Raw genomic sequence first — 19,850 nt, forward strand, 5'->3', positions numbered from 1 at the left:
CCATGGTCGAGACCTATGCCCGCCCCCGTTTTGGAGAGCCGCGCGAGCCGAAGAACCTGGTGAACCCGGGCAATCGGCTGGTGCGGATGATCGATGCCGTCACCGTGAGCCATGCCAGGGCGGTTGCGTTCCTGCTCGTCTGCGGCCTGCTGCTGTTCCTGCCGGGCTTCTTCACCATCCCGCCGATCGATCGCGACGAGGCACGGTTCGCGCAGGCCACCAAGCAGATGGTCGAGAGCGGCGACTATGTCGATATCCGCTTCCAGGACGACGTGCGCTACAAGAAGCCGGTCGGCATCTACTGGTTGCAATCCGCCGCCGTTGAGACCGCCTCTGCAATCGGGTTGCCGCGCGCGCAGTTGCGCATTTGGGTGTACCGCATCCCCTCGCTGATCGGCGCGATCGGCGCGGTTCTCCTGACCTATTGGGCGGCGCTCACCTTCGTCACGCGGCGCGGCGCGGTGTTCGCCGCGCTCCTGATGTGCTGCTCGGTGCTGCTCGGCGTCGAGGCGCGGCTCGCCAAGACCGATGCGATGCTGCTGTTCACCGTGGTGGCCGCGATGGGCGCGCTGGCGCGGGTCTATCTGTCGTGGCAGCGCGGCGAGGATCCGGAGCATCCGCCGTGGGGGCCGCCCGCGATTTTCTGGACCGCCCTGGCTGCCGGCATCCTGATCAAGGGGCCGCTGATCCTGATGTTCGCAGGCCTCACGATCGTCACGCTCGCGATCATGGATCGCGGCGCCGGCTGGCTGTGGCGTCTGCGTCCCCTGTGGGGGCTGATGTGGATGCTGGTGCTGGTGCTGCCGTGGTTCGTGCTGATCTTCCTGCGCGCCGGCGACACCTTCTTCGCCGACTCCGTCGGCGGCGACATGCTGAGCAAGATCGGCGCGCAGGAGTCGCATGGCGCGCCTCCAGGCCTCTATCTGCTGCTGCTGTTCATCACCTTCTGGCCGGGTGCGCCGCTGGCGGCGATGGCCGCGCCGGCCGTATGGCGGGCGCGGCGCGAGCCCGGCGCGCAGTTCCTGCTGGCGTGGCTGCTGCCGTCCTGGATCGTGTTCGAGGCGGTGCTGACCAAGCTGCCGCACTATGTGCTGCCGCTGTATCCGGCGATCGCGATCCTCACCGTGGGCGCGCTGGAGCGGCGCGTGCTGTCGCGCTCCTGGCTGCGCCGGGGCGCGGCGTGGTGGTTCGCCATTCCCGCCATCACCTCGGTGGTCGCGGTGATCGGGGCCATCATCGTCACGCACCAGCCGGTGTTCCTGGCCTGGCCGTTCGTGGCGGCGTCGCTGATCTTCGGCCTGTTCGCCTGGTGGCTCTATGACGACGGCCGCGCCGAGCGCTCGCTGCTGAATGCCAGCGTGGCGGCGCTGTTCCTCGCCTTCGTGGTCTATGGCGCGGTGTTGCCGGCGCTGACGCCGCTGTTCCCGAGCGCCGAGATCGCGCGCGCGCTGCGCAACGTCGTCTGCGTCGGGCCGAAGGCGGCGGCCGCGGGCTTCCACGAGCCGAGCCTCGTCTTCATGACGGGAACGTCGACGCAATTGACCGACGGCTCCGGGGCCGCCGACTTCCTCAGCCAGGGCACCTGCCGTTTCGCGCTGATCGAGCAGCGGACCGAACGCGCGTTCGTGCAGCGCGCCGAGGCAATCGGCCTGCGCTACAACGTGGCCAAGCGGATCGACGGCTACAACATCTCGCAGGGCCGTCCGGTGTCGATCGCGATCTATCGCTCGGAAGGCACCGAATAGATGCTCGCCCCCGACAATTCGCCGTCCTCGTCAGGCTATTTCGCCCAGCTCGCACTGGTCGGGAAATTCCTGCTCGGCCGGCTGGTGCGGCGTCCGCAGACGGCACCCGATGCCGCGGGCCGCCAGCGCCTGTGGCGCGAGCTTCTGCTGCTCGGCGCCATCGGCCTTGGCACGATCCTGGTGCTGATGGTTGCCTTCGACGCCTACGAGATCGGCTTGATGCCGCCGCGCGGCACGCCAAGCCTGTGGCCGGTGCGGATCATCACCGAATTCGGCCAGGATGAATACGTGCTCGGTCTGCTGGCGGCCGGCGTCGTCGTGACCATCCTGATCGCGCCATTATGGCCCGAGGCCACGCGCAGCCGGCTGCTCAACTTCGCGACCCATGTGCAGTATGTCTTCTTCGCACTGCTGACTTCGCTGCTGGCTGCCCAGGCGCTGAAATACATCATCGGACGCGGTCGTCCGTTCGTCGGCGGCAAGGCGAATGCCTTCAATTTCGATCCGTTCAACGGCACGCCGGCCTATTTCAGCATGCCCTCGGCGCATGCGGTGACGGCGTTCGCGCTGGCCTTCGCCGTCGCCGCCATCTGGCCGCGGCTGCGGATCGCGATGTTCGTCTACGCCGTCGTCATCGCGCTCAGCCGGCTCGTTCTGCTTGCCCATCATCCGAGCGACGTGGTGGCCGGGGCGGTGGTTGGACTCGCCGGCGCCATGCTGGTCCGCTACTGGTTCGCCGCACGGCGCCTCGGTTTTCGCCTGGGGAAGGACGGCCGGATCGTACCGCGCTAAAGGGGTTGATAGCCGGCCCCAAGCCCCATAATAAGCCCCCGCCGGAGCGCCCGGGGCAGGAACCGGCCTGATCACGCCCATACGAGTCTCGCTCTTGTCGACCGAAACCCCCGTTGCCGTCTCCATCGTCGTTCCCGTGCGCAACGAGGCCGGCAATATCACGCCCTTGATCACCGAGATCGCGGCCGCGCTCGATGGTCTCTGGGCTTACGAGATCATCTACGTCAACGATGGCTCGACCGACGAGACCGCACAGCGGCTTGCCGAGGAAATGGCGCGCCGGCCCAATCTGCGTGTGCTGCGCCATGAAAAGTCGTCCGGTCAATCCGCGGCCGTGCGCAGCGGCATCCGCGCGGCGCACGGAGCTGTCGTGGCGACGCTCGACGGCGATGGCCAGAACAACCCGGCGTTCCTGCCCGAGCTGATCGCCGCGCTCGAGAAGGGCGGCGCCGGTGTCGGGCTCGTTGCCGGCCAGCGTGTCGGCCGCAAGGACACCGGCTTCAAGAAATTCCAGTCGCGGGTCGCGAACAAGATCCGCAACGCCGTTCTGCATGACGGCACGCGCGACACCGGATGTGGCCTCAAGGCGGTCCGCCGCGACGTGTTCCTGATGATGCCGTATTTCGATGGTCTGCACCGCTTTCTCCCGGCCCTGGTGCGGCGCGAAGGCTACGACATCGCCTATGTCGACGTCATCGATCGTCCGCGCCATTCGGGCGTCTCGAACTACGGCTTCTTCGACCGGCTCTGGATCGGGATCATGGATCTCGCCGGCGTGTGGTGGCTGATCCGCCGCAAGAAGCCGACGCCGGTCGCGATCGAGGTGAAGTGATGCTGATTCAATTCGGGCAGGCGTTCAGCAACTATCTGTACGACATCTTCATCGCCAAGTTCGATTTCTGGCTGGTGTTCGGTCTTGCCGCGCAGCTCGCCTTTGCGGCGCGCTTCCTGGTGCAGTGGATCGCGAGCGAGCGCGCGGGCAAGAGCGTCGTGCCGCTGGCGTTCTGGTTCTTCTCGATCGGCGGCGGGCTGATGACGCTGATCTACGGCCTCGTGAAGCGCGAGCCGGTGATCATCTTCGGCCAGCTGCTGTCGAACGTCATCTACGTCCGTAACGTCATGCTGATCTTCAAGAACCGCCAGAAGGAATCGCAGACGCTGAGCAATTGAGCGGGAGCGGGCGCTCAGCGTCACGACCGTTTGAGGGTTACGGGTAGGTGGACTACGATCGCACACCACACCCACCGTCATTCCGGGGCGAGGCCGCAGGCCTTGAACCCGGAATCTCGAGATTGGCTTGCGTTCATTTCCAACAACATCGGGATTCCGGGTTCAATCGCCGAAGCGCAGCCGCGTTGCGGTTGCACTTCGACGATTGCTCCGGAATGACGATCAATGGGGCGAGACAGGTTGCATCGATGGGCAGAGCGCGGGGGGACTCAGCGCGACAGCGGTTGAACGCCCGATGCAGGCAGGGCAGTGACGGTCCTCACGCTCTCCGCCTCCTCACTCCTGCGCGTCGCCACCTCGCCGGCCGCGTCCAGGACCGGATACGCCACCGAGCAGATATGCGAGTGAATGCGGCGGAGGTCGCGCAGCACGTCGAGATGCAGTGACGTCGTCTCCAGCGTCTCCGACCGGCCCTCACGCAGCCTTTCCAAATGCCGCTCCGTCGCGGCGAGCTCGGCGTTGCGCAGCTCGGCCTTCTGATCCAGCAGCTGATGCGCCTGCTGCGCGTCGCCCGACATGAAGATGCCGAAGGCGATCCGCAGCGATTCCATGATCTGGCGGTGGAAGGACTGCAACTCCTCGGCGCCCTCGACCGAGAACTGGAACCGGCGCTTGATCTTCTTGGTCGCGAGCTCGCTCAGGTTCTTGTCGATGATGTCGCCGATGTGCTCGAGGTTGATCGCAAGCGAGATGATCTCCATCGCCCGCTTGCCCTCGCGCTCGTCGAGACTGCCGCGCGTCAGCTTGGTGATGTAGAGCTTGATGGCTTCGTCGAGGCGGTCGACGACGTTGTCGTTGCGCGACACCTGATCGACCAGGCCGCGATCATTGGTCATCATGGCCGTCATGACGTTGCGCAGCATGGTCTCGACGAGATCGCCCATGCGCAGCGCCTCACGCGCGGCATCGGCCAGCGCCAGCGATGGGGTTTCCAGCGCGGTTTCGTCGAGATAGCGCGGCTTGGCCGGGTCGACCTCGGCCGGGCGATCCGGGAACAGCCTGACGAGCAGTTTCTCCATGACTCCAAGCAGGCCGATGAACACCACGGCCGTGCCGAGGTTGAAGGCCATGTGGAACTGGGCGGTCAGCTTCGAGAGGTCGGGCTGAATCTGCTGCAACTGGACCGCAAGCGGATGCAGGAACGGCGCGATCAGCGCGACGCCGATGATGCGATTGAGGAGATTACCGACCGGCAAGCGATAGCTCGCGGGATTGTCGCGCCGCGCGCCCTCGAACACCGGATTCACCGCGCTGCCGAGATTGGCCCCGAGCACCAATGCCAGCGCCGCCTCGGCGGTGATGAAATGCGCATAGGCCAGCGACATCACCAGGAGCACGCTGGCGACACTGGAATGCACGATCCAGGTGACGGCCGCACCGAAGATGATGCACAGCGTGACATCCGCCGTGATCGCCTGCATGAACACGCGCATCGCCGGCGCCTCCTCGGCGGGCGCGAGCGTATCGATCAGGATGTGCAGCGAGAGCAGCATCAGCCCGAGGCCGATCGAGACGCGGCCGAGATCCTTGATTCGCGACCGTGGTCCGCTGCGGAACGCGACCAGTCCCAGCACGAACAGGATCGGCGCGACGGCCGCCACGTTGAACGACAACACCTGTACGATGAGCGTCGTACCGATATTGGCGCCGAGCATGATCGCCATGGCCGGGATCAGGCCGACCAGGCCCTCCGCCGCAAACGACGTGGTGATGAGCGCGGTCGCGGTGCTGCTCTGGAGCAGGGCAGTGAGGCCCAATCCGGCGAGCAGGGCGCTGAAGCGGTTGCGCAACGCGCGCGACAGCAGCAGCCGCAGATCCGGGCCGAATGCGCGCAGGATACCGCTGTGGACCATGTGAAGGCCCCACAGCAGCAACGCCACACCGCCCATCAGATCGAGCAGAACCATGATGTCCAATCGTATCCGCATCCGCTGCCGCGGAGGCTACGCCCAATCGGCAGCGGATCAACGTCATTTTGTCGGCCGCGCCTGCCTGATCGCAGGGCGTTCCGTTGACTGGTGACGATGCGGTTAAGCCGCGTTGAAGGCCGCGAAGCCGCGATCGAGGTCCGCCTTGAGATCCTCGACGTTCTCCAGCCCGATGTGCAGGCGCAACGTGGGGCCTCCCGGCGCCCAGGACGTGGCGGTGCGGTAGCTCGCACAGTCGAACGGGATCGCGAGACTCTCGAAGCCGCCCCAGGAATACCCCATGCCGAACAGGGTCAGCGTGTCGAGCATCGCATCGACGGCCGCCTGCGGCTTTGGTTGCAGCACGATGCTGAACAGGCCGGAGGCGCCGGTGAAGTCGCGCTTCCAGATCGCATGTCCCGGATGGCTCTCCAGCGCCGGATGCAGCACGTCGATCACCTCCGGGCGGGCGGCGAGCCAGCGCGCCATCTCCAGGCCCGATCGGTGATGCTGCGCGAGCCGCACGCCGAGCGTCCGCACGCCGCGCAGGGCCAGGAACACGTCGTCAGGCCCGGCGCAGACGCCGAGCAGGCGGATGCCTTCGGAGATCAGCGGCCAGGCTTTCGCATTGGCCGAAATCGTTCCGAACATGATGTCGGAATGGCCGCCGATATATTTGGTCGCCGCCTGCATGCTGATGTCGACGCCCTGTTCGAGCGAGCGGTGATAGAGCGGCGTGGCCCAGGTGTTGTCGTCGATGACCAGCGCGCCATGCGCGTGCGCGACCGCTGCAATCGCGGGAATGTCGGGCATTTCGAAGGATTGGGAGCCCGGCGCCTCAACAACCACCGCGCGTGTATTCGGTTTGAGCAGTTGCTCAATTCCTGTGCCGATCAATGGGTCAAAATAGGTCGTCTCGACGCCATAGCGCGCCAGCATGCCGTTGCAGAAATTGCGCGTCGGCCGGTAGATGCTGTCGCAGACCAGCACGTGGTCCCCGGCCTTGAGCACCGAGAGCAGGGTGGTCGAGATGGCACCGAGACCCGACGGCGCAATGCCCACGCCGGCGCATTGCGAGCCTTCCAGCGCCATCAGCACCTGCTGCAGCGCCTTTGTGGTCGGCGTGCCGTGGCGGCCATACTGAAACTCGCCGCGATGCGCGTGCAGGTCCTCGGCCGTTGGATACAGAACGGTCGACCCATGAACGACCGGGGGATTCACGAATCCGTGCTGCGCCTTCGTATCCCGTCCCGCCGTGACCAGCCGTGTTTCGACGTTTTGTCGCACCGCCGCAGCGGGGTCGTTCGATGATGCCATCAGTGTGTCTTTTCTCTCTAAAGCCTGCCAGCATAGGGCAAATCGGGCAGCATTGCGTCGTTAATAACAGAATGCAGAACAGGGCCGTCAACCCCTTGACCCGGACAGCCAGTCGTTCTGTGATGCCGGCGCAATTCGATCGCTGCACGTTGAGGGGCTTGCCGCGATTTCCGCTTCATCTGGCATGCACGGCTTAGCTGTGCATGGCATCAGCCATATTGTTGGTATGGCGTTTGCAGAAGCGGATTCAGGTCGGGTCCCGCCACGCGCTGAGATTTCAACGCTCCCGAAGGACGACCGCGAAAGGCTGTATTTATGAAACGCGTCACTGTTGCTCTTACTCTTGCTCTCGCCCCGATGCTGGCGAGCGTCGGCGCCCAGGCCGATACGCTCAAGACCGTCAAGGATCGCGGCATGGTCGCCTGCGGCGTCAGCCAGGGCCTGCCTGGTTTCTCGAACCCGGACGACAAGGGCAATTGGACCGGGCTCGACGTCGACGTCTGCCGCGCCATTGCAGCTGCCATCTTCAACGACCCGACCAAGGTGAAGTTCGTGCCGCTGTCCGCCAAGGACCGTTTCACGGCCCTGCAGTCGGGCGAGGTGGACGTGCTGTCGCGCAACACGACCTGGACCCTGTCGCGTGACACCTCGCTGGGCGCCAATTTCGCCGGCGTCACCTATTATGACGGCCAGGGCTTCATGGTGAAGAAGGCCCTGAAGGTCAATTCCGCGCTCGAGCTCAACAGCGCCTCGGTCTGCGTGCAGACCGGCACCACCACCGAGCAGAACCTTGCCGACTACTTCAAGGCCAACAAGATGAAGTACGAGGTGATCGCGTTCGCCGGCGCCGACGAGACGGTGAAGGCCTATGAATCCGGCCGCTGCGACGTGTTCACGACCGACGTCTCCGGCCTCTATGCCGAGCGCCTGAAGCTCTCCAATCCGGCCGACCACGTCGTGCTGCCCGAGGTGATCTCCAAGGAGCCGCTCGGTCCGATGGTGCGCCACGGCGACGACCAGTGGTTCGACATCGTGAAGTGGACGCTGTTCGGGCTGATCACCGCCGAGGAGATGGGCGTCACCCAGGCCAACGCCGACGAGATGGCGAAGTCTGACAAGCCCGAGTTCAAGCGCGCCTTCGGCACCGATGGCAATCTCGGTGAGCAGCTCGGTCTCACAAAGGACTGGTTCTCGCGCATCGTCAAGGCCGTCGGCAATTACGGCGAGATGTATGACCGCAACGTCGGCGCCGGCTCCAAGCTGCAGATCGCGCGTGGTCTGAACCAGCTCTGGAACAAGGGCGGCCTGCAGTACGCACCGCCGATCCGCTGATCGCTGTACGATATCGGGGCATCGGGGCTGCGGCGAATGAGTATCGAAGCGAGGCTACCGCCTCCGCAATATGGGCTTCGGTTGAAGCGCATGCTCGGGGGCAAGGCAGGATGGAACGGCATCATCCTGCAGATCCTGTTCGTCGCAGTCCTGGCGTGGGTTGGCTACGAGATCGTCGCCAACGCTCGCAGCAACCTCGCCGCCCAACGCATCACGTCGGGCTTCGGGTTCCTCAACAACACGGCCGGGTTCGACGTGAACCAGGCCCTGATCAGCTACACCGGCTCGGACAGTTACAGCCGGGTGCTGATGGTGGGCGTCCTCAATACGCTGCTGGTGTCCGTCATCGGCATCGTGCTGTCGACGATCCTCGGGTTCCTTGTGGCGCTCGGCCGGTTGTCGCCGAATGCGCTGCTGTCGCGGGTCTCAGGCGCCTATGTCGAGCTGATCCGCAATCTGCCGCTGCTGTTCCAGATCCTGTTCTGGTACCTCGCGGTGCTGGCAGCGCTGCCGGGGCCACGCCAGAGCATCTCGCTGTTCTCGACCTTCTTTCTCAACAATCGCGGCTTCATCGTTCCGCGCCCGGTCGAGGAACCCGGCCTGATGCCGTTCCTGATCGCGCTCGGGGTCGCGATCCTCGCCTCTGTCGGTCTGCGGCTTTATGCGCGGCGTGAGCTGTTCCTGCGCGGCCATGCGATGCGGATCTGGCCCTATGTGCTGGGCATGCTGATCGGCCTGCCGCTGATTGCGGTCGTCGTCTTCGGCGTGCCCGTGGCCTTCGAGGTCCCCGTCCTGAAGGGCTTCAACTTCGCCGGCGGCTCGCGCATCATTCCCGAGCTCGTCGCCCTGACCCTGGCGCTCACGATGTATACGGCCTCGTTCATCGCCGAGGTCGTCCGCGCCGGCATCCTGTCGGTGCACAAGGGGCAGATGGAGGCGGGGCTCTCGCTCGGATTGAGCCGCGGTACCGTGCTGCGCCTGATCGTGGTGCCACAGGCGCTCCGCGTGATCCTGCCGCCGCTGACCAACCAGTATCTCAACCTCACCAAGAATTCCTCGCTCGCGGTCGCCATCGGCTATCCCGATCTCGTCTCGGTCTTCGCCGGCACCACGATGAGCCAGACCGGACAGGCCATCGAGATCATCGGCATCACCATGGGCGTCTATCTGGCGCTGTCGCTGATCACGAGCGCGGGGATGAGCTTCTACAGCTGGCGGCTGGGCAAGAGACTGGGTGCATGACGCAGGCTTGGTGCATGAAGACAATTTCGCGCATGAAGAGATTGGGCGCATGACCGACATCACCGCTTCGACCTTCATTCGTCAGGACATGGCCGGGGAACGCCCGGCGCCGGTGAAGACCACGGGCTTCGTCGGCTTCGTCCGCACGCGGCTCCTGAACTCGCCGACCAACATCCTGCTCACGCTGGTGAGCGCGCTGCTGATCTGGTTCACCGTGATCCCGGCCTTGAAGTTCATGCTGGTGGACGCGGTCTGGGTCGGCAAGGACCGCGATGCCTGCCTCGCGGAGAACGCCGGTCGCGTGGTCGGCGCCTGCTGGCCGTACGTCACGGCGAAGTTCGGCCAGTTCATGTACGGCTTCTACCCGGACGCCGAGCGCTGGCGGGTCAATCTGACCTATGGGCTCGCGGTGCTGCTGCTGGTGCCGCTGCTGATTCCGCGTCTGCCGGCCAAGGGGCTGAACGCCGGCCTGTTCTTCTTCGCGCTTCCGGTCGTGGCGTTCTTCCTGCTCTATGGCGGCGGCCTGTCGGGCTTCGGCGTGAGCTGGACGACCAGCACGCTGCAACTGTTCGTGGAGAGCATCGATACCGCGGGCAACGCGCTGGTCCGTGCGGGCGACAGCGTGCCGGTGGTCGGCATGCTGCTGTGGCTGCTCGGCAAGCTCGTCGTTCTGATCGGAACGCTGGCGACATGGGTGATCTGGCCGCTGGTCTGGGTCCGCCATGAGCTGCAGCAATCGCACCAGCCGGTGTGGAACGACCTCGTGATCACCGGCATCGTGGTCACCGCGCTGGTGTTCGTGGTCGGCGGCGGCAGCAGGGCGATGCGCAGCGTGATCGCGACCGCCGCGACCTTCGTCGGCATCGCCATCGTCATCGGCGTCATGGGCCTCGATCGCGGCGGCCTGTCGATCGTCGACACGCGGCTGTGGGGCGGCATGCTGGTGACGCTGGTGGTGTCGGTGATCGGCATCGTCGCCTCGATGCCGATCGGCATCGCGCTGGCGCTTGGGCGCCGCTCGACCATTCCGCTGATCCGCATCTTCTCGATCGCCTTCATCGAGCTCGTGCGCGGCGTGCCGCTGATCACGGTGCTGTTCTTCGCGACCTACATGCTGCCGCTGTTCCTGCCCGGCAATGTCCGCGTCGATGGCCTGGTGCGCGCGCTGATCGGTGTCGCGCTGTTCTCCGGCGCCTACATGGCCGAGGTGATCCGTGGCGGCCTGCAGGCCATTCCGCGCGGCCAGGCCGAAGCGGCGAGCGCGCTCGGCCTGTCCTGGTGGAAGACCACGAGCTTCATCGTGCTGCCGCAGGCGCTGCGCCACGTCATCCCCGGCATCGTCAACAGCTTCATCTCGCTGTTCAAGGACACCTCGCTGGTCTCGATCGTGGCGCTGTTCGACCTGCTCGGCAGCCTCAAGGCCTCGTTCGCCGATCCGGTCTGGGCGACGCCGACCACGGCCTTCACCGGCTTCGCCTTCACCGGGCTGATCTACTTCGCCTTCTGCTTCGGCATGTCACGCTACTCCATGCTGGTCGAGCGCCGTCTCAACGCGCACCGGCGCAATTGAACAAGACATCGCGAGTCACCGAACCATGTCTGCAAACTCCATCGTCAGCATTGCCGCGCTCAACAAATGGTACGGCGAGTTCCACGTCCTGCGCGACGTCAACCTGTCGGTCGCCAAGGGCGAGCGCATCGTCATCTGCGGGCCCTCAGGCTCCGGAAAATCGACGCTGATCCGCTGCATCAATGCGCTCGAGGAGTTCCAGGAGGGCGAGATCAATGTCGACGGCATCGATCTCGGTCCGAACCTCAAGCGCGTCGATGAGGTGCGCCGCGAGGTCGGCATGGTGTTCCAGAGCTTCAACCTGTTCCCGCATCTGACCGTGTTGGAGAACTGCACCCTGGCGCCGATCTGGGTGCGCAACATCCCGCAGAAGGAAGCGGAGGAAACCGCGATGAAGTTCCTGGAGCGGGTCAAGATCCCGCACCAGGCGCACAAATATCCGGGGCAGATGTCCGGCGGTCAGCAGCAGCGCGTGGCCATCGCCCGCGCGCTGACGATGAACCCGAAGGTCATGCTGTTCGACGAGCCGACATCGGCGCTCGATCCGGAGATGGTCAAGGAGGTGCTCGACACCATGGTCGACCTCGCCAAGGAGGGCATGACCATGCTCGTCGTCACCCACGAGATGGGCTTCGCCCGCGAGGTCGCCAACCGCGTCGTGTTCATGGACGCCGGCCAGATCATCGAGTCGAACACGCCCGAGGAATTCTTCGCCCATCCGCAGCACGCGCGCAGCAAGCTGTTCCTGAGCCAGATCCTGCGGCATTGATGAGGAGCGAATGGGGAGTAGCGAATAGGGTTGTCAGCCTCGACGTGAGCCGCAATCCTTCGCTACTCGATCTCACACGAACGGCGGCTTGATGCCGCTGCGCCGCTCCAGCCATGCCGGCACCGGCAGGTTTTTCGAACGCATGAACTCCGGATTGTACAGCTTCGACTGATAGCGTGTCCCGGAGTCGCACAGGATGGTCACGATGGTGTGGCCGGGGCCGAGCTTCCGGGCGAGCTGCACCGCGCCGGCAACATTGACGCCGGTCGAGCCGCCCAGACACAGGCCCTCGTGCTGCACGAGATCGTAGATCGTATTGACGGCGTCTTCGTCCGAGACCAGGAAGGCGTCGTCGACCTTGGCGGTCTCGATGACCGGCGTGACGCGGCCGATGCCGATGCCCTCGGTAATGGAGTCGCCGGGCGTCGACTTCACCTCGCCGTTCTTGAACCAGTTGTACATCGCAAAGCCGTGCGGATCGGCGCAGGCGGTCACGATGTTCTTGTTCCTGTCCTTCAGATAACGGCTGGTTCCGGCGATGGTGCCGCCGGTGCCGACGGCGCAGATGAACGCATCGACCTTGCCTCCGGTCTGCTCCCAGATCTCCGGGCCGGTCGACTCGTAATGCGCCTTGGCATTGTCGAGATTGTTCCACTGGTCGGCGAACAGCACGCCGTTCGGCTCGGTCTTGCGCAGCTCGTCGGCCAGGCGGCGGCCGACATGCTGGTAGTTGTTGGGATTGCTGAACGGCAGCGCGGGCACCTCGACGAGGTCGGCGCCGCACAGCCGCAGCATGTCCTTCTTTTCCTGGCTCTGCGTCTCCGGGATCACGATCAGGGTGCGATAGCCGCGCGCGCTCGCGACGACGGCGAGACCGATCCCGGTGTTGCCGGCGGTGGCTTCCACCACGAGCCCGCCGGGCTTGAGATCGCCGCGCTTCTCGGCCTCCAGGATCATCCATTTGCCGGCGCGGTCCTTCACCGACTGGCCGGGATTCATGAACTCGGCCTTGCCGAGAATGGTGCAGCCCGTCGCCTCCGAGGCGCGCTTGAGCTTGATCAGGGGCGTGTTGCCGACCGCGGCAACGACGTCGTTTCTTATGGTCATTTGCAGATACCTTGGGCAGCTTCCTCAATCACATCTAGGAAGACACTAGCCCAGTCTCCAGTGCGGCGTAAGCCGAAGGCCTCGACGACCGTCTTCTAACGCGCCTTGGCGAACACGACCTGCCGGACATCGATGTTCCCCGACAGGAAACCTGCTTCGCAGTAGGACAGATAGTATTCCCACAGCCGGCGGAAGCGCTCGTCGAAGCCTGAGGGCGTGAGGTCCGGCCAGGCGTTGCGGAAATTGCTTCGCCAGATCGCGAGCGTCTTGGCATAATCTTGCCCGAAGATGCGCTCGCGGATGACGGGCATGCCAAACCGTTCGCCGAACGACTTCAGGATCTGCGGCGTCGGCAGCATGCCGCCGGGGAAGACGTAGCGCTGGATGAAGTCGACTTCGCGGCGGTAGTGCTGGAACAGGCTGTCCTGGATGGTAATCGCCTGGACACCGGCGAGGCCGCCTGGCAGCAGCCGGTCTCGCAACTGCGAAAAATATTTCGGCCAGAACTGCTCGCCGACCGCCTCGATCATCTCGATCGAGGCGATGCGGTCATAGCGGTCGCGCTCGTCGCGGTAGTCCTGCAGCCGGATCTCGACCTTCTCGGCAAGCCCGGCCTCATGGATGCGGCGCTGCGCGAAATCGCGCTGCTGCTCGCTGATGGTCAGCCCGACGACCTTAGTGCCGAACGTCTTGGCGGCATATTCGGCAAAACCGCCCCAGCCGCAGCCGATCTCCAGCAGCGTCTGCCCGGGCTTCAGGTCGATCGCCTCGGCGAGCCGCTTGTACTTGTTGGTCTGCGCGGCCGTAAGGTCGGTGGTGTGCTCCTCGAACAGCGCCGAGGAGTAGGTCATGCTCGGGTCGAGCCAGGCCGAATAGAACGAATTGCCGATGTCGTAATGCGCGTAGATGTTGCGCTTGGCCTGACGCCGGGTGTTGCGGTTGAACCAGTGCCGGACCAGTTGCGCGAACCTGATCAGCGGCTTGTCCTCCAGCATCGACTGCAGCAGATGCTGGTTGACGCAGAACAGATAGAGAAACTGGGTCAGGTCCGGCGTGTCCCAATCGCCGTTGAGATAGGCCTCGGCGATGCCGATATCGCCGCCGTTGATGATGCCAGCCGCAAAGCCGTAATTGGCCAGGATCATCGCCGCCGCCGGTCCCGGCTCGACGCCGCCGAGCCGGACGACGCGGCCGTCGGGCAGGGTGACGTCGAGCGTTCCCTTGCGCAGCCGCGAGCCGAAGCCCAGCGCGAGACGCGGCAGGCGGGGCAGGTCGGCAAGCACCTTGTTGATGTTGTCGGGGGTGACGGGGATGACGTCCGGCATGGCAGGTCCATTCACGCAAACGGCTCCGCCTCCGCCTCCCCGGTGCAGCGGCCGCAGCGGCGCTGGCTGGGAGGTGAAAGCAGGGCGCAGCTCACCGTTTCCGGTCAGCGCCGAGATATATAAGCTTGGCTGTCGTTTCTCGCCAAGCCGCTATCCGCGACCGCGAGAGGAGGGATTTCACCGCGCGGGACGAGCCGTACGCCCTTGGCCCAGAGCCGCAGTGCTTCCCAGTGGATCGCCGCGAAGATCTTGAGTGTCACCAGCGGCAGCGAGGCGAAGGCTGTCAGCAGCGAGCGAGAGTTCAGCTCTCGGCGGCGGCCGAAGAAGGTGGCGGCGAGCAGGGGGCCGTCGCTATCGGTCTCGAGAATGCGCAACCTGACGATGTCGCCGGGCGGCGTCACCCGGAAATGGTAGCGCATCGCCATGTCGATGAAGGGCGAGACGTAGAACGTCTTGTCCTGCTCTTGGCGTAGCCCGGCCGCCGTGAACTCGCCCGCGCCGACCGGCAGCACATAGGGCTTGATCTCGCCGAATGTGTTGCGGACCTCGTAGATCATCAGCGCCAGCGTGCCGTCGCCGCGATAGCAGAAATACACCGAGAGCGGGTTGAAGACGTAGCCGAGCAGCCGCGGATAACACAGCAGCAGGACGCGGCCGCCGGTCAGATCAACGCCTTTCGCCGTTGCGCAGGTTTGCGCATAGGCGAGTAGCGACGAGCCGTCACGCGGGCCGTGGTCGCGCTCGTGGAAGCTGTAGAGCGCGCGGCGATTGACGCCGAACAGGGGGGATTGCCGGTCCGCCTCCTCGAGCCGGCCGAGGTCGATCATCAGGCTCATCACCCGATACTGGAAGCGGTGCGTGGTCGGCCGCATGCGGGCGTGCATGACCTCGCCGACGTAGAGCGCCGCTGCCGGCGTCAGATCGCGTTGTCCGGATTGGTCCGTGTCCATGCCGTGTCTATTCCGCAGCCTCGGCAAGCCCCGCGGGAAGCCCGCGCCAGGGTACGCCGGCGCCGAGCGCCTCCGCCACCGCGAGGCCCGAGCGTAGCCCGTCCTCGTGGAAACCATAGCCCGTCCAGGCCCCGCAGAACCAGGTATGGCGGTGGCCCTGGATGGCCGGAAGACGCTTCTGCGCCGCAAAGGCGGCGGCGGTGTATTGCGGATGCTCGCAGACGTAGCGGCCGAAGGTCAACTCTGGAGCCGGTGCGAACGGCGGGTTGAGGCTGACGAACAGCGGTTTGTCGTGGTCGATGCCCTGCAGATTATTCATCCAATAGGTCACGGCGACGTCGTTCATCGGCACGCCTTCGCGCTGCCAGCGCAGGAAATTCCATGACGCCCAGGCGCGGCGGCGCTTCGGCATCAGCCTGGGGTCGCGATGAAGATAGATCGTGTTGGGCGAGTATTTGATCGCCCCGAGCACGCTGCGTTCCTGCTCGTCGGCATCCGACAGCATCGACAGCGCCTGGTCGCTGTGGGCGGCGATGACGACGTGATCGTAGGCGTCGTGGTGCCCGGTGCTGTCATGGACCACGACGCCATGCGCGGTACGCTCGATGCCGGTCACGGCGCTGCCGAGCCTGACATGGCTGCGGAAGCCCGCCATCAGCTTCTCGACATAGCGCCGGCTGCCGCCCTTGACCGTGCGCCAGACCGGACGGTCGTACTGCAACAAGCGATGGTTGCTGAAGAAGGCCACGAAGTTTTCGGCCGGAAACTCCAGCATCTCGGACGCAGGCGCCGACCAGATCGCGGCTCCCATCGGAGCCAGATAGTCGGTCAGGAGCCGCGGCGCGAAATGGTTGCGGCGGAAATAGTCGCCGAGCGTGAGGCCTTCGAGGCGGCCGGCCTTGAAGTCGGCAGTGCTCTGCTCGTTGAAGGTGAGAATGTCCCTGAGCATCCAAAGATAGGAGGTCGACAGCAGGTTGCTCGGCTGTGCGAACAGCCCCTTGGCCGTATCGAACCAGGTGTTGCCGCCGCCCTTCCACTCGAAGCGGCCGGCATCCGCCGTCACGGCGAAGCTCATGCTGCTCTCGACGGTCTCCACGCCCAGATGATCGAATAGCGCGGTCAGTTCGGGATAGTTCAGCTCGTTATAGACGATGAAGCCGATGTCGACCGAAACCGGGATGCCATCGTAGTCGATCGTCACCGTGTGGCTGTGGCCTCCCGGGCGAAGATCGCGCTCATACACGGTGATCGGGTAACGCTTCGCCAAGGCCCAGGCCGCGGCATTCCCCGCGATACCCGTTCCGACCACCGCAACTCGCATAGACTATTCCCCCCTCAAGTTCACGTGCGAGTTACGGAGCCGCCGTCAAAGGGTTTCAGAACGCGTTGCCCCCGTCACACCACGCCCCCTAAATCGCACGCGGCAGATGAAATCTTGGTAAGGCTGATGGGGCGCGCACGCGACCATTTTGTGCAAAAACCCGCTGAATTACGGGAGATTCCGCGATTCGCGGAAAACCTTCGGGGCCGCTGCGGGACGGGGATACGGGGCGGGCAGGGCTGTGCGGCGCCGCGGCCCGGGGCTAGAATGATTCCCAAGACTACAGGGAAGCATCAAGCCAGTGTCCATCGTGCCGATCGCCGTCGACGAGCCTTGCCGCGCGTCCGTTGATACGCGGACTGTCGTCGGAAAGCAGCTGCGCCATGCGCAGCCGGGCCTGCGGCATTTCGCCCGCTGGATCGCCGCCATCGGATTCGCCGCGAGCTCGGCGGGCTGCCTGCTTACCCAGGATATCCCGGATCCCGCCCTCGATCTGCCGAAACGCTACAAATCGGCCTCCGGAGCCGACCTGGCAGCACCGCCGACCCTGGACTGGTGGCGCGGCTTCGGCTCGCGCGAGCTGACCCAGCTGATGGAGGAGGCGCAGAGCGTCAACCTCGACATCGCTGCCGCCGTGGCGAGATTCAGGCAGGCCGACGCGCTGGCCCGTCAGGCCGGGGCGGCGCTGCTGCCGAGCCTGTCCACGACCGGGCAGGAAACCTATTCGCGGACATCAGGCTCGAGCTCCAGCGGCCTCACCAATGGCGGCCGCGAGGTCGTCAATTACCAGGCGTCGCTGTCGGCGAGCTATCAGCTCGACTTCTTCGGCCAGAACCGCGACGCCTTGCAGGCCGCCGAGGAGACGGCGGTGGCCAACCGCTTCGATCGCGACGTCACCCAGTTGACGACGCTGGCCACGGTCGCCAACGCCTATTTCCAGGTGCTCGCCGCGCAGGATCGCATCCGTACCGCCGAGCGCAACATCGCCAGCGCCACGCGCGTGCTCGACGCCATCCGCGAGCGGCAGAAGGCCGGCACCGGCAACGACCTCGACGTCGCTCAGCAGGAGAGCGTGCTCGCCAACCAGAAGGCGGCGGTGCCGCCGCTGCGCCAGACACTCGATCAGAACGTCAACGCGCTCGCCGTGCTGGTGGCACGATCGCCCGAGGGCATTCGCATTTCGGGCGGGTCGCTGGACCAGATCCGAACGCCGCGCGTGACACCGGGGCTACCCTCGGAGCTCCTGACGCAGCGGCCGGATATCCGGAGGCAGGAAGCCCAGCTCGCCTCGGCGACGGCAAATGTCGGCAGCGCGCGGGCGCAGTTCTTCCCCAGCATTCAGCTCACCAGCAATGGCGGCTACCAGAGCGCGGCGCTCGTCTCGCTGTTTCAGCCGCACGCGGCGTTCTTCAGCCTTGCGGGCAGCCTGACCCAACCGATCTTCGATGGCGGCCGCATCCTCGGCAATTTCGAGAATGCGAAGGCGCGCCAGGACGAGCTGCTGCAGACCTATCGCAAGACCGTCATCCAGGCGTTCACGGACGTCAACAACGCGCTGTTCTCGATCAAGCAGACCACGCTTCGGCTGCAACTGCAGCGGCAGGTCGTTGCCGCATCGCGCCGGGCGTTCGAACTGTCCGAGCAGCAGCTGCGCGCAGGAACTGCCGACATCGTGACAGTCTTGAACACCCAATTGACGCTGTTCCAGGCCGAGGACGCGCTATGGCAGGCGCAGCTCGCGCGGCTGCAGGCGTTCGTGAGCCTGTACCAGGCGCTCGGCGGCGGCTGGGAGCCGCGCATGGAGAAGTCGGCCGATGCTCTTTAAACCGGACGAGAAGGGCACAGGGGCCGTCAAACGCGTGCGCTCGGGCGTGGGCCGGCGGCTGGTCTCGATCACGATCACGCTGCTGATCCTGGGCGGTCTCGGCTATATCGGCTGGTCGGCGATGCAGCAGAAGCAACAGGGCAATAATCGCTTCGCGAGGCCCGACCTTCCGGTGCCGGTGCTGGCCGCGACGCCGGTCGTCAAGGATGTCCCCGTCTATCTCGATGGCGTCGGCTCGGTCCGCGCGCTCAACACCGTCACCGTGCGCTCGCAGGTCGACGGCAAGCTGATCGCGGTCAACTTCGTCGAGGGCCAGGACGTCAAGCAAGGCGACGTGCTCGCCGAGATCGATCCCGCGATCTACCAGGCGCAATACGACCAGGCGGTTGCCAAGAAGGCGCAGGACGAGGCGCAGCTCGCCAACCAGAAGCTCGATCTCGCGCGCTATGAGCAACTGGCGGCCAGCAGCGCCGGCTCCAAGCAGCAGGCCGACACCCAGCGCGCGGTGGTGGCGCAGCAGCAGGCGCTGATCAAGGCCGACCAGGCCGCGATCGACAATGCCGCGGCAACCCTGAGCTACACCAAGATCGTGGCGCCGATCGCGGGGCGGGCCGGCCTGCGCCAGGTCGACCAGGGCAACATCATCCACTCGTCGGATACGACCGGCCTCGTGGTCATCACCCAATTGCAGCCGATCGCGGTGCAGTTCAGCCTGCCGCAGCAGCAGATCATGCGCGTCAATGCCGCCGCAGCCAAGGGTCCGCTTGCCGTCGACGTGTTCGGCAATGACGGCGTGACGGTGATCGACACCGGTACGTTGCGCGGCATCGACAACCAGGTCGACCAGACCACCGGCACGCTCAAGCTGAAAGCGGAATTCCCCAACGCCAAGTTCCAGCTCTGGCCCGGCCAGTTCGTCAACGTGCGTCTGAAGGTTGAGACGCTGACGCAGGCGCTGACGGTGCCGACCTCGGCCGTTCAGCGCGGGCCCGCGGGCACCTTTAGCTACGTGATCGGCGAGGGTGACATCGCCTCGGCGCATCCGGTGACGGTGGTGCAGCAGAACGAGAGCGAAGCCGTCATCGCCAGCGGCCTGACCCCCGGGGACCGCGTGATCACGACCGGCTTCGCCAATCTCGCCGATGGTGCCAAGGTCGTGGTCGGCCGTGCCGACCAGGCGCCGCAGGTCGATCTCGCGCCGCGCAAGCGCGGCCGTAATCCGCAAGGCAAGGACCAGCAGAAGGATCAGGCAAAGGAGGGCGGCGGTCCGCCCGAGGGCGCGCCGAAAGACGGCGAGCGCCGGCGCCGGCCGCCTGCCGACGGCCACAGCGACGCGGGAGGGCCGCCGCAGGGAGCAGGCGAGCAGGGGCGTGGTGCGAGGCCGCAACCATGACGCGTCCGACAGAGTGACGGGGTCG

General features: G+C 65.5%; 16 protein-coding genes. 10 read left to right on the plus strand and 6 right to left on the minus strand.

Annotated elements, in window-relative coordinates:
• The first annotated feature begins 2 nt into the window (after window positions 1–2).
• From ACQR1Y_RS11785 to ACQR1Y_RS11800, 4 genes are all read left to right on the plus strand, one after another.
• The gene (locus ACQR1Y_RS11785) at window positions 3–1,745 is read left to right on the plus strand and encodes an ArnT family glycosyltransferase (protein WP_434858889.1); all 1,743 of its coding nucleotides are present in this window, start codon (window positions 3–5) and stop codon (window positions 1,743–1,745) included.
• A complete protein-coding gene (locus ACQR1Y_RS11790; RefSeq protein WP_434877324.1) occupies window positions 1,746–2,537 on the plus strand; it encodes a phosphatase PAP2 family protein in 792 nt (263 codons plus the stop codon).
• A gap of 94 nt (window positions 2,538–2,631) precedes the next feature.
• Complete coding sequence (locus tag ACQR1Y_RS11795; RefSeq protein WP_434858887.1) at window positions 2,632–3,369, plus strand: glycosyltransferase family 2 protein; 738 nt, start codon at window positions 2,632–2,634, stop codon at window positions 3,367–3,369.
• Window positions 3,369–3,707, plus strand: coding sequence for a lipid-A-disaccharide synthase N-terminal domain-containing protein (locus ACQR1Y_RS11800; protein ID WP_035645206.1), 339 nt, complete (start codon window positions 3,369–3,371; stop codon window positions 3,705–3,707). The genes ACQR1Y_RS11795 and ACQR1Y_RS11800 overlap by 1 nt, the downstream gene beginning before the upstream one ends.
• Window positions 3,708–3,976: 269 nt before the next feature.
• Here ACQR1Y_RS11800 and ACQR1Y_RS11805 read toward each other — a convergent pair whose 3' ends face one another.
• Window positions 3,977–5,674, minus strand: a complete 1,698-nt coding sequence (locus ACQR1Y_RS11805; RefSeq protein ID WP_434877325.1) for a Na/Pi cotransporter family protein — start codon at window positions 5,672–5,674, stop codon at window positions 3,977–3,979.
• Window positions 5,675–5,797: 123 nt separating this feature from the next.
• Complete coding sequence (gene metC, locus ACQR1Y_RS11810) at window positions 5,798–6,991, minus strand: cystathionine beta-lyase (protein WP_434877326.1); 1,194 nt, start codon at window positions 6,989–6,991, stop codon at window positions 5,798–5,800.
• A 315-nt stretch (window positions 6,992–7,306) separates the two neighbouring features.
• Here metC and ACQR1Y_RS11815 point away from each other — a divergent pair, with 315 nt between their 5' ends.
• From ACQR1Y_RS11815 to ACQR1Y_RS11830, 4 genes are read left to right on the plus strand one after another with little or no spacing between them, the layout of a single operon-like run.
• Window positions 7,307–8,323 (plus strand): amino acid ABC transporter substrate-binding protein, encoded by a 1,017-nt coding sequence (locus ACQR1Y_RS11815; RefSeq protein ID WP_434858884.1) that lies wholly within the window; start codon window positions 7,307–7,309, stop codon window positions 8,321–8,323.
• A 36-nt stretch (window positions 8,324–8,359) separates the two neighbouring features.
• Window positions 8,360–9,565, plus strand: coding sequence for an amino acid ABC transporter permease (locus ACQR1Y_RS11820; RefSeq protein ID WP_434858883.1), 1,206 nt, complete (start codon window positions 8,360–8,362; stop codon window positions 9,563–9,565).
• A gap of 49 nt (window positions 9,566–9,614) precedes the next feature.
• A complete protein-coding gene (locus ACQR1Y_RS11825; protein ID WP_434877327.1) occupies window positions 9,615–11,135 on the plus strand; it encodes an amino acid ABC transporter permease in 1,521 nt (506 codons plus the stop codon).
• A gap of 25 nt (window positions 11,136–11,160) precedes the next feature.
• Window positions 11,161–11,904, plus strand: coding sequence for an amino acid ABC transporter ATP-binding protein (locus ACQR1Y_RS11830; RefSeq protein WP_434858881.1), 744 nt, complete (start codon window positions 11,161–11,163; stop codon window positions 11,902–11,904).
• 72 nt (window positions 11,905–11,976) lie between these two features.
• On the opposite strand, the gene ACQR1Y_RS11835 is transcribed toward ACQR1Y_RS11830, so the two are convergent.
• The 4 genes from ACQR1Y_RS11835 to ACQR1Y_RS11850 all read right to left on the minus strand — a co-directional run bounded on the left by ACQR1Y_RS11835 (window position 11,977) and on the right by ACQR1Y_RS11850 (window position 16,607).
• Window positions 11,977–13,011: a cysteine synthase A gene (locus tag ACQR1Y_RS11835; RefSeq protein ID WP_434877328.1), complete on the minus strand. Its 1,035-nt coding sequence runs from the start codon at window positions 13,009–13,011 to the stop codon at window positions 11,977–11,979.
• A 95-nt stretch (window positions 13,012–13,106) separates the two neighbouring features.
• Window positions 13,107–14,336: a class I SAM-dependent methyltransferase gene (locus tag ACQR1Y_RS11840; RefSeq protein ID WP_434858879.1), complete on the minus strand. Its 1,230-nt coding sequence runs from the start codon at window positions 14,334–14,336 to the stop codon at window positions 13,107–13,109.
• A 104-nt stretch (window positions 14,337–14,440) separates the two neighbouring features.
• Window positions 14,441–15,286, minus strand: a complete 846-nt coding sequence (locus tag ACQR1Y_RS11845; RefSeq protein WP_434877329.1) for a DUF1365 domain-containing protein — start codon at window positions 15,284–15,286, stop codon at window positions 14,441–14,443.
• Between the two features lie 7 nt (window positions 15,287–15,293).
• Window positions 15,294–16,607 (minus strand): NAD(P)/FAD-dependent oxidoreductase, encoded by a 1,314-nt coding sequence (locus tag ACQR1Y_RS11850; protein WP_434877330.1) that lies wholly within the window; start codon window positions 16,605–16,607, stop codon window positions 15,294–15,296.
• 301 nt (window positions 16,608–16,908) lie between these two features.
• Between ACQR1Y_RS11850 and ACQR1Y_RS11855 the strand changes: the two genes are divergently transcribed.
• Together ACQR1Y_RS11855 and ACQR1Y_RS11860 are read left to right on the plus strand one after the other, a co-directional pair.
• Complete coding sequence (locus ACQR1Y_RS11855) at window positions 16,909–18,432, plus strand: efflux transporter outer membrane subunit (protein WP_434877331.1); 1,524 nt, start codon at window positions 16,909–16,911, stop codon at window positions 18,430–18,432.
• Window positions 18,422–19,825 carry an efflux RND transporter periplasmic adaptor subunit gene (locus tag ACQR1Y_RS11860; protein WP_434877332.1) on the plus strand — a complete coding sequence of 468 codons (1,404 nt, stop codon included), beginning with the start codon at window positions 18,422–18,424 and terminating at the stop codon, window positions 19,823–19,825. The genes ACQR1Y_RS11855 and ACQR1Y_RS11860 overlap by 11 nt, the downstream gene beginning before the upstream one ends.
• The last annotated feature ends 25 nt before the right edge of the window (window positions 19,826–19,850 follow it).

The organism is Bradyrhizobium sp. HKCCYLRH3099, from assembly GCF_051167855.1.
Taxonomy (GTDB): domain Bacteria; phylum Pseudomonadota; class Alphaproteobacteria; order Rhizobiales; family Xanthobacteraceae; genus Bradyrhizobium.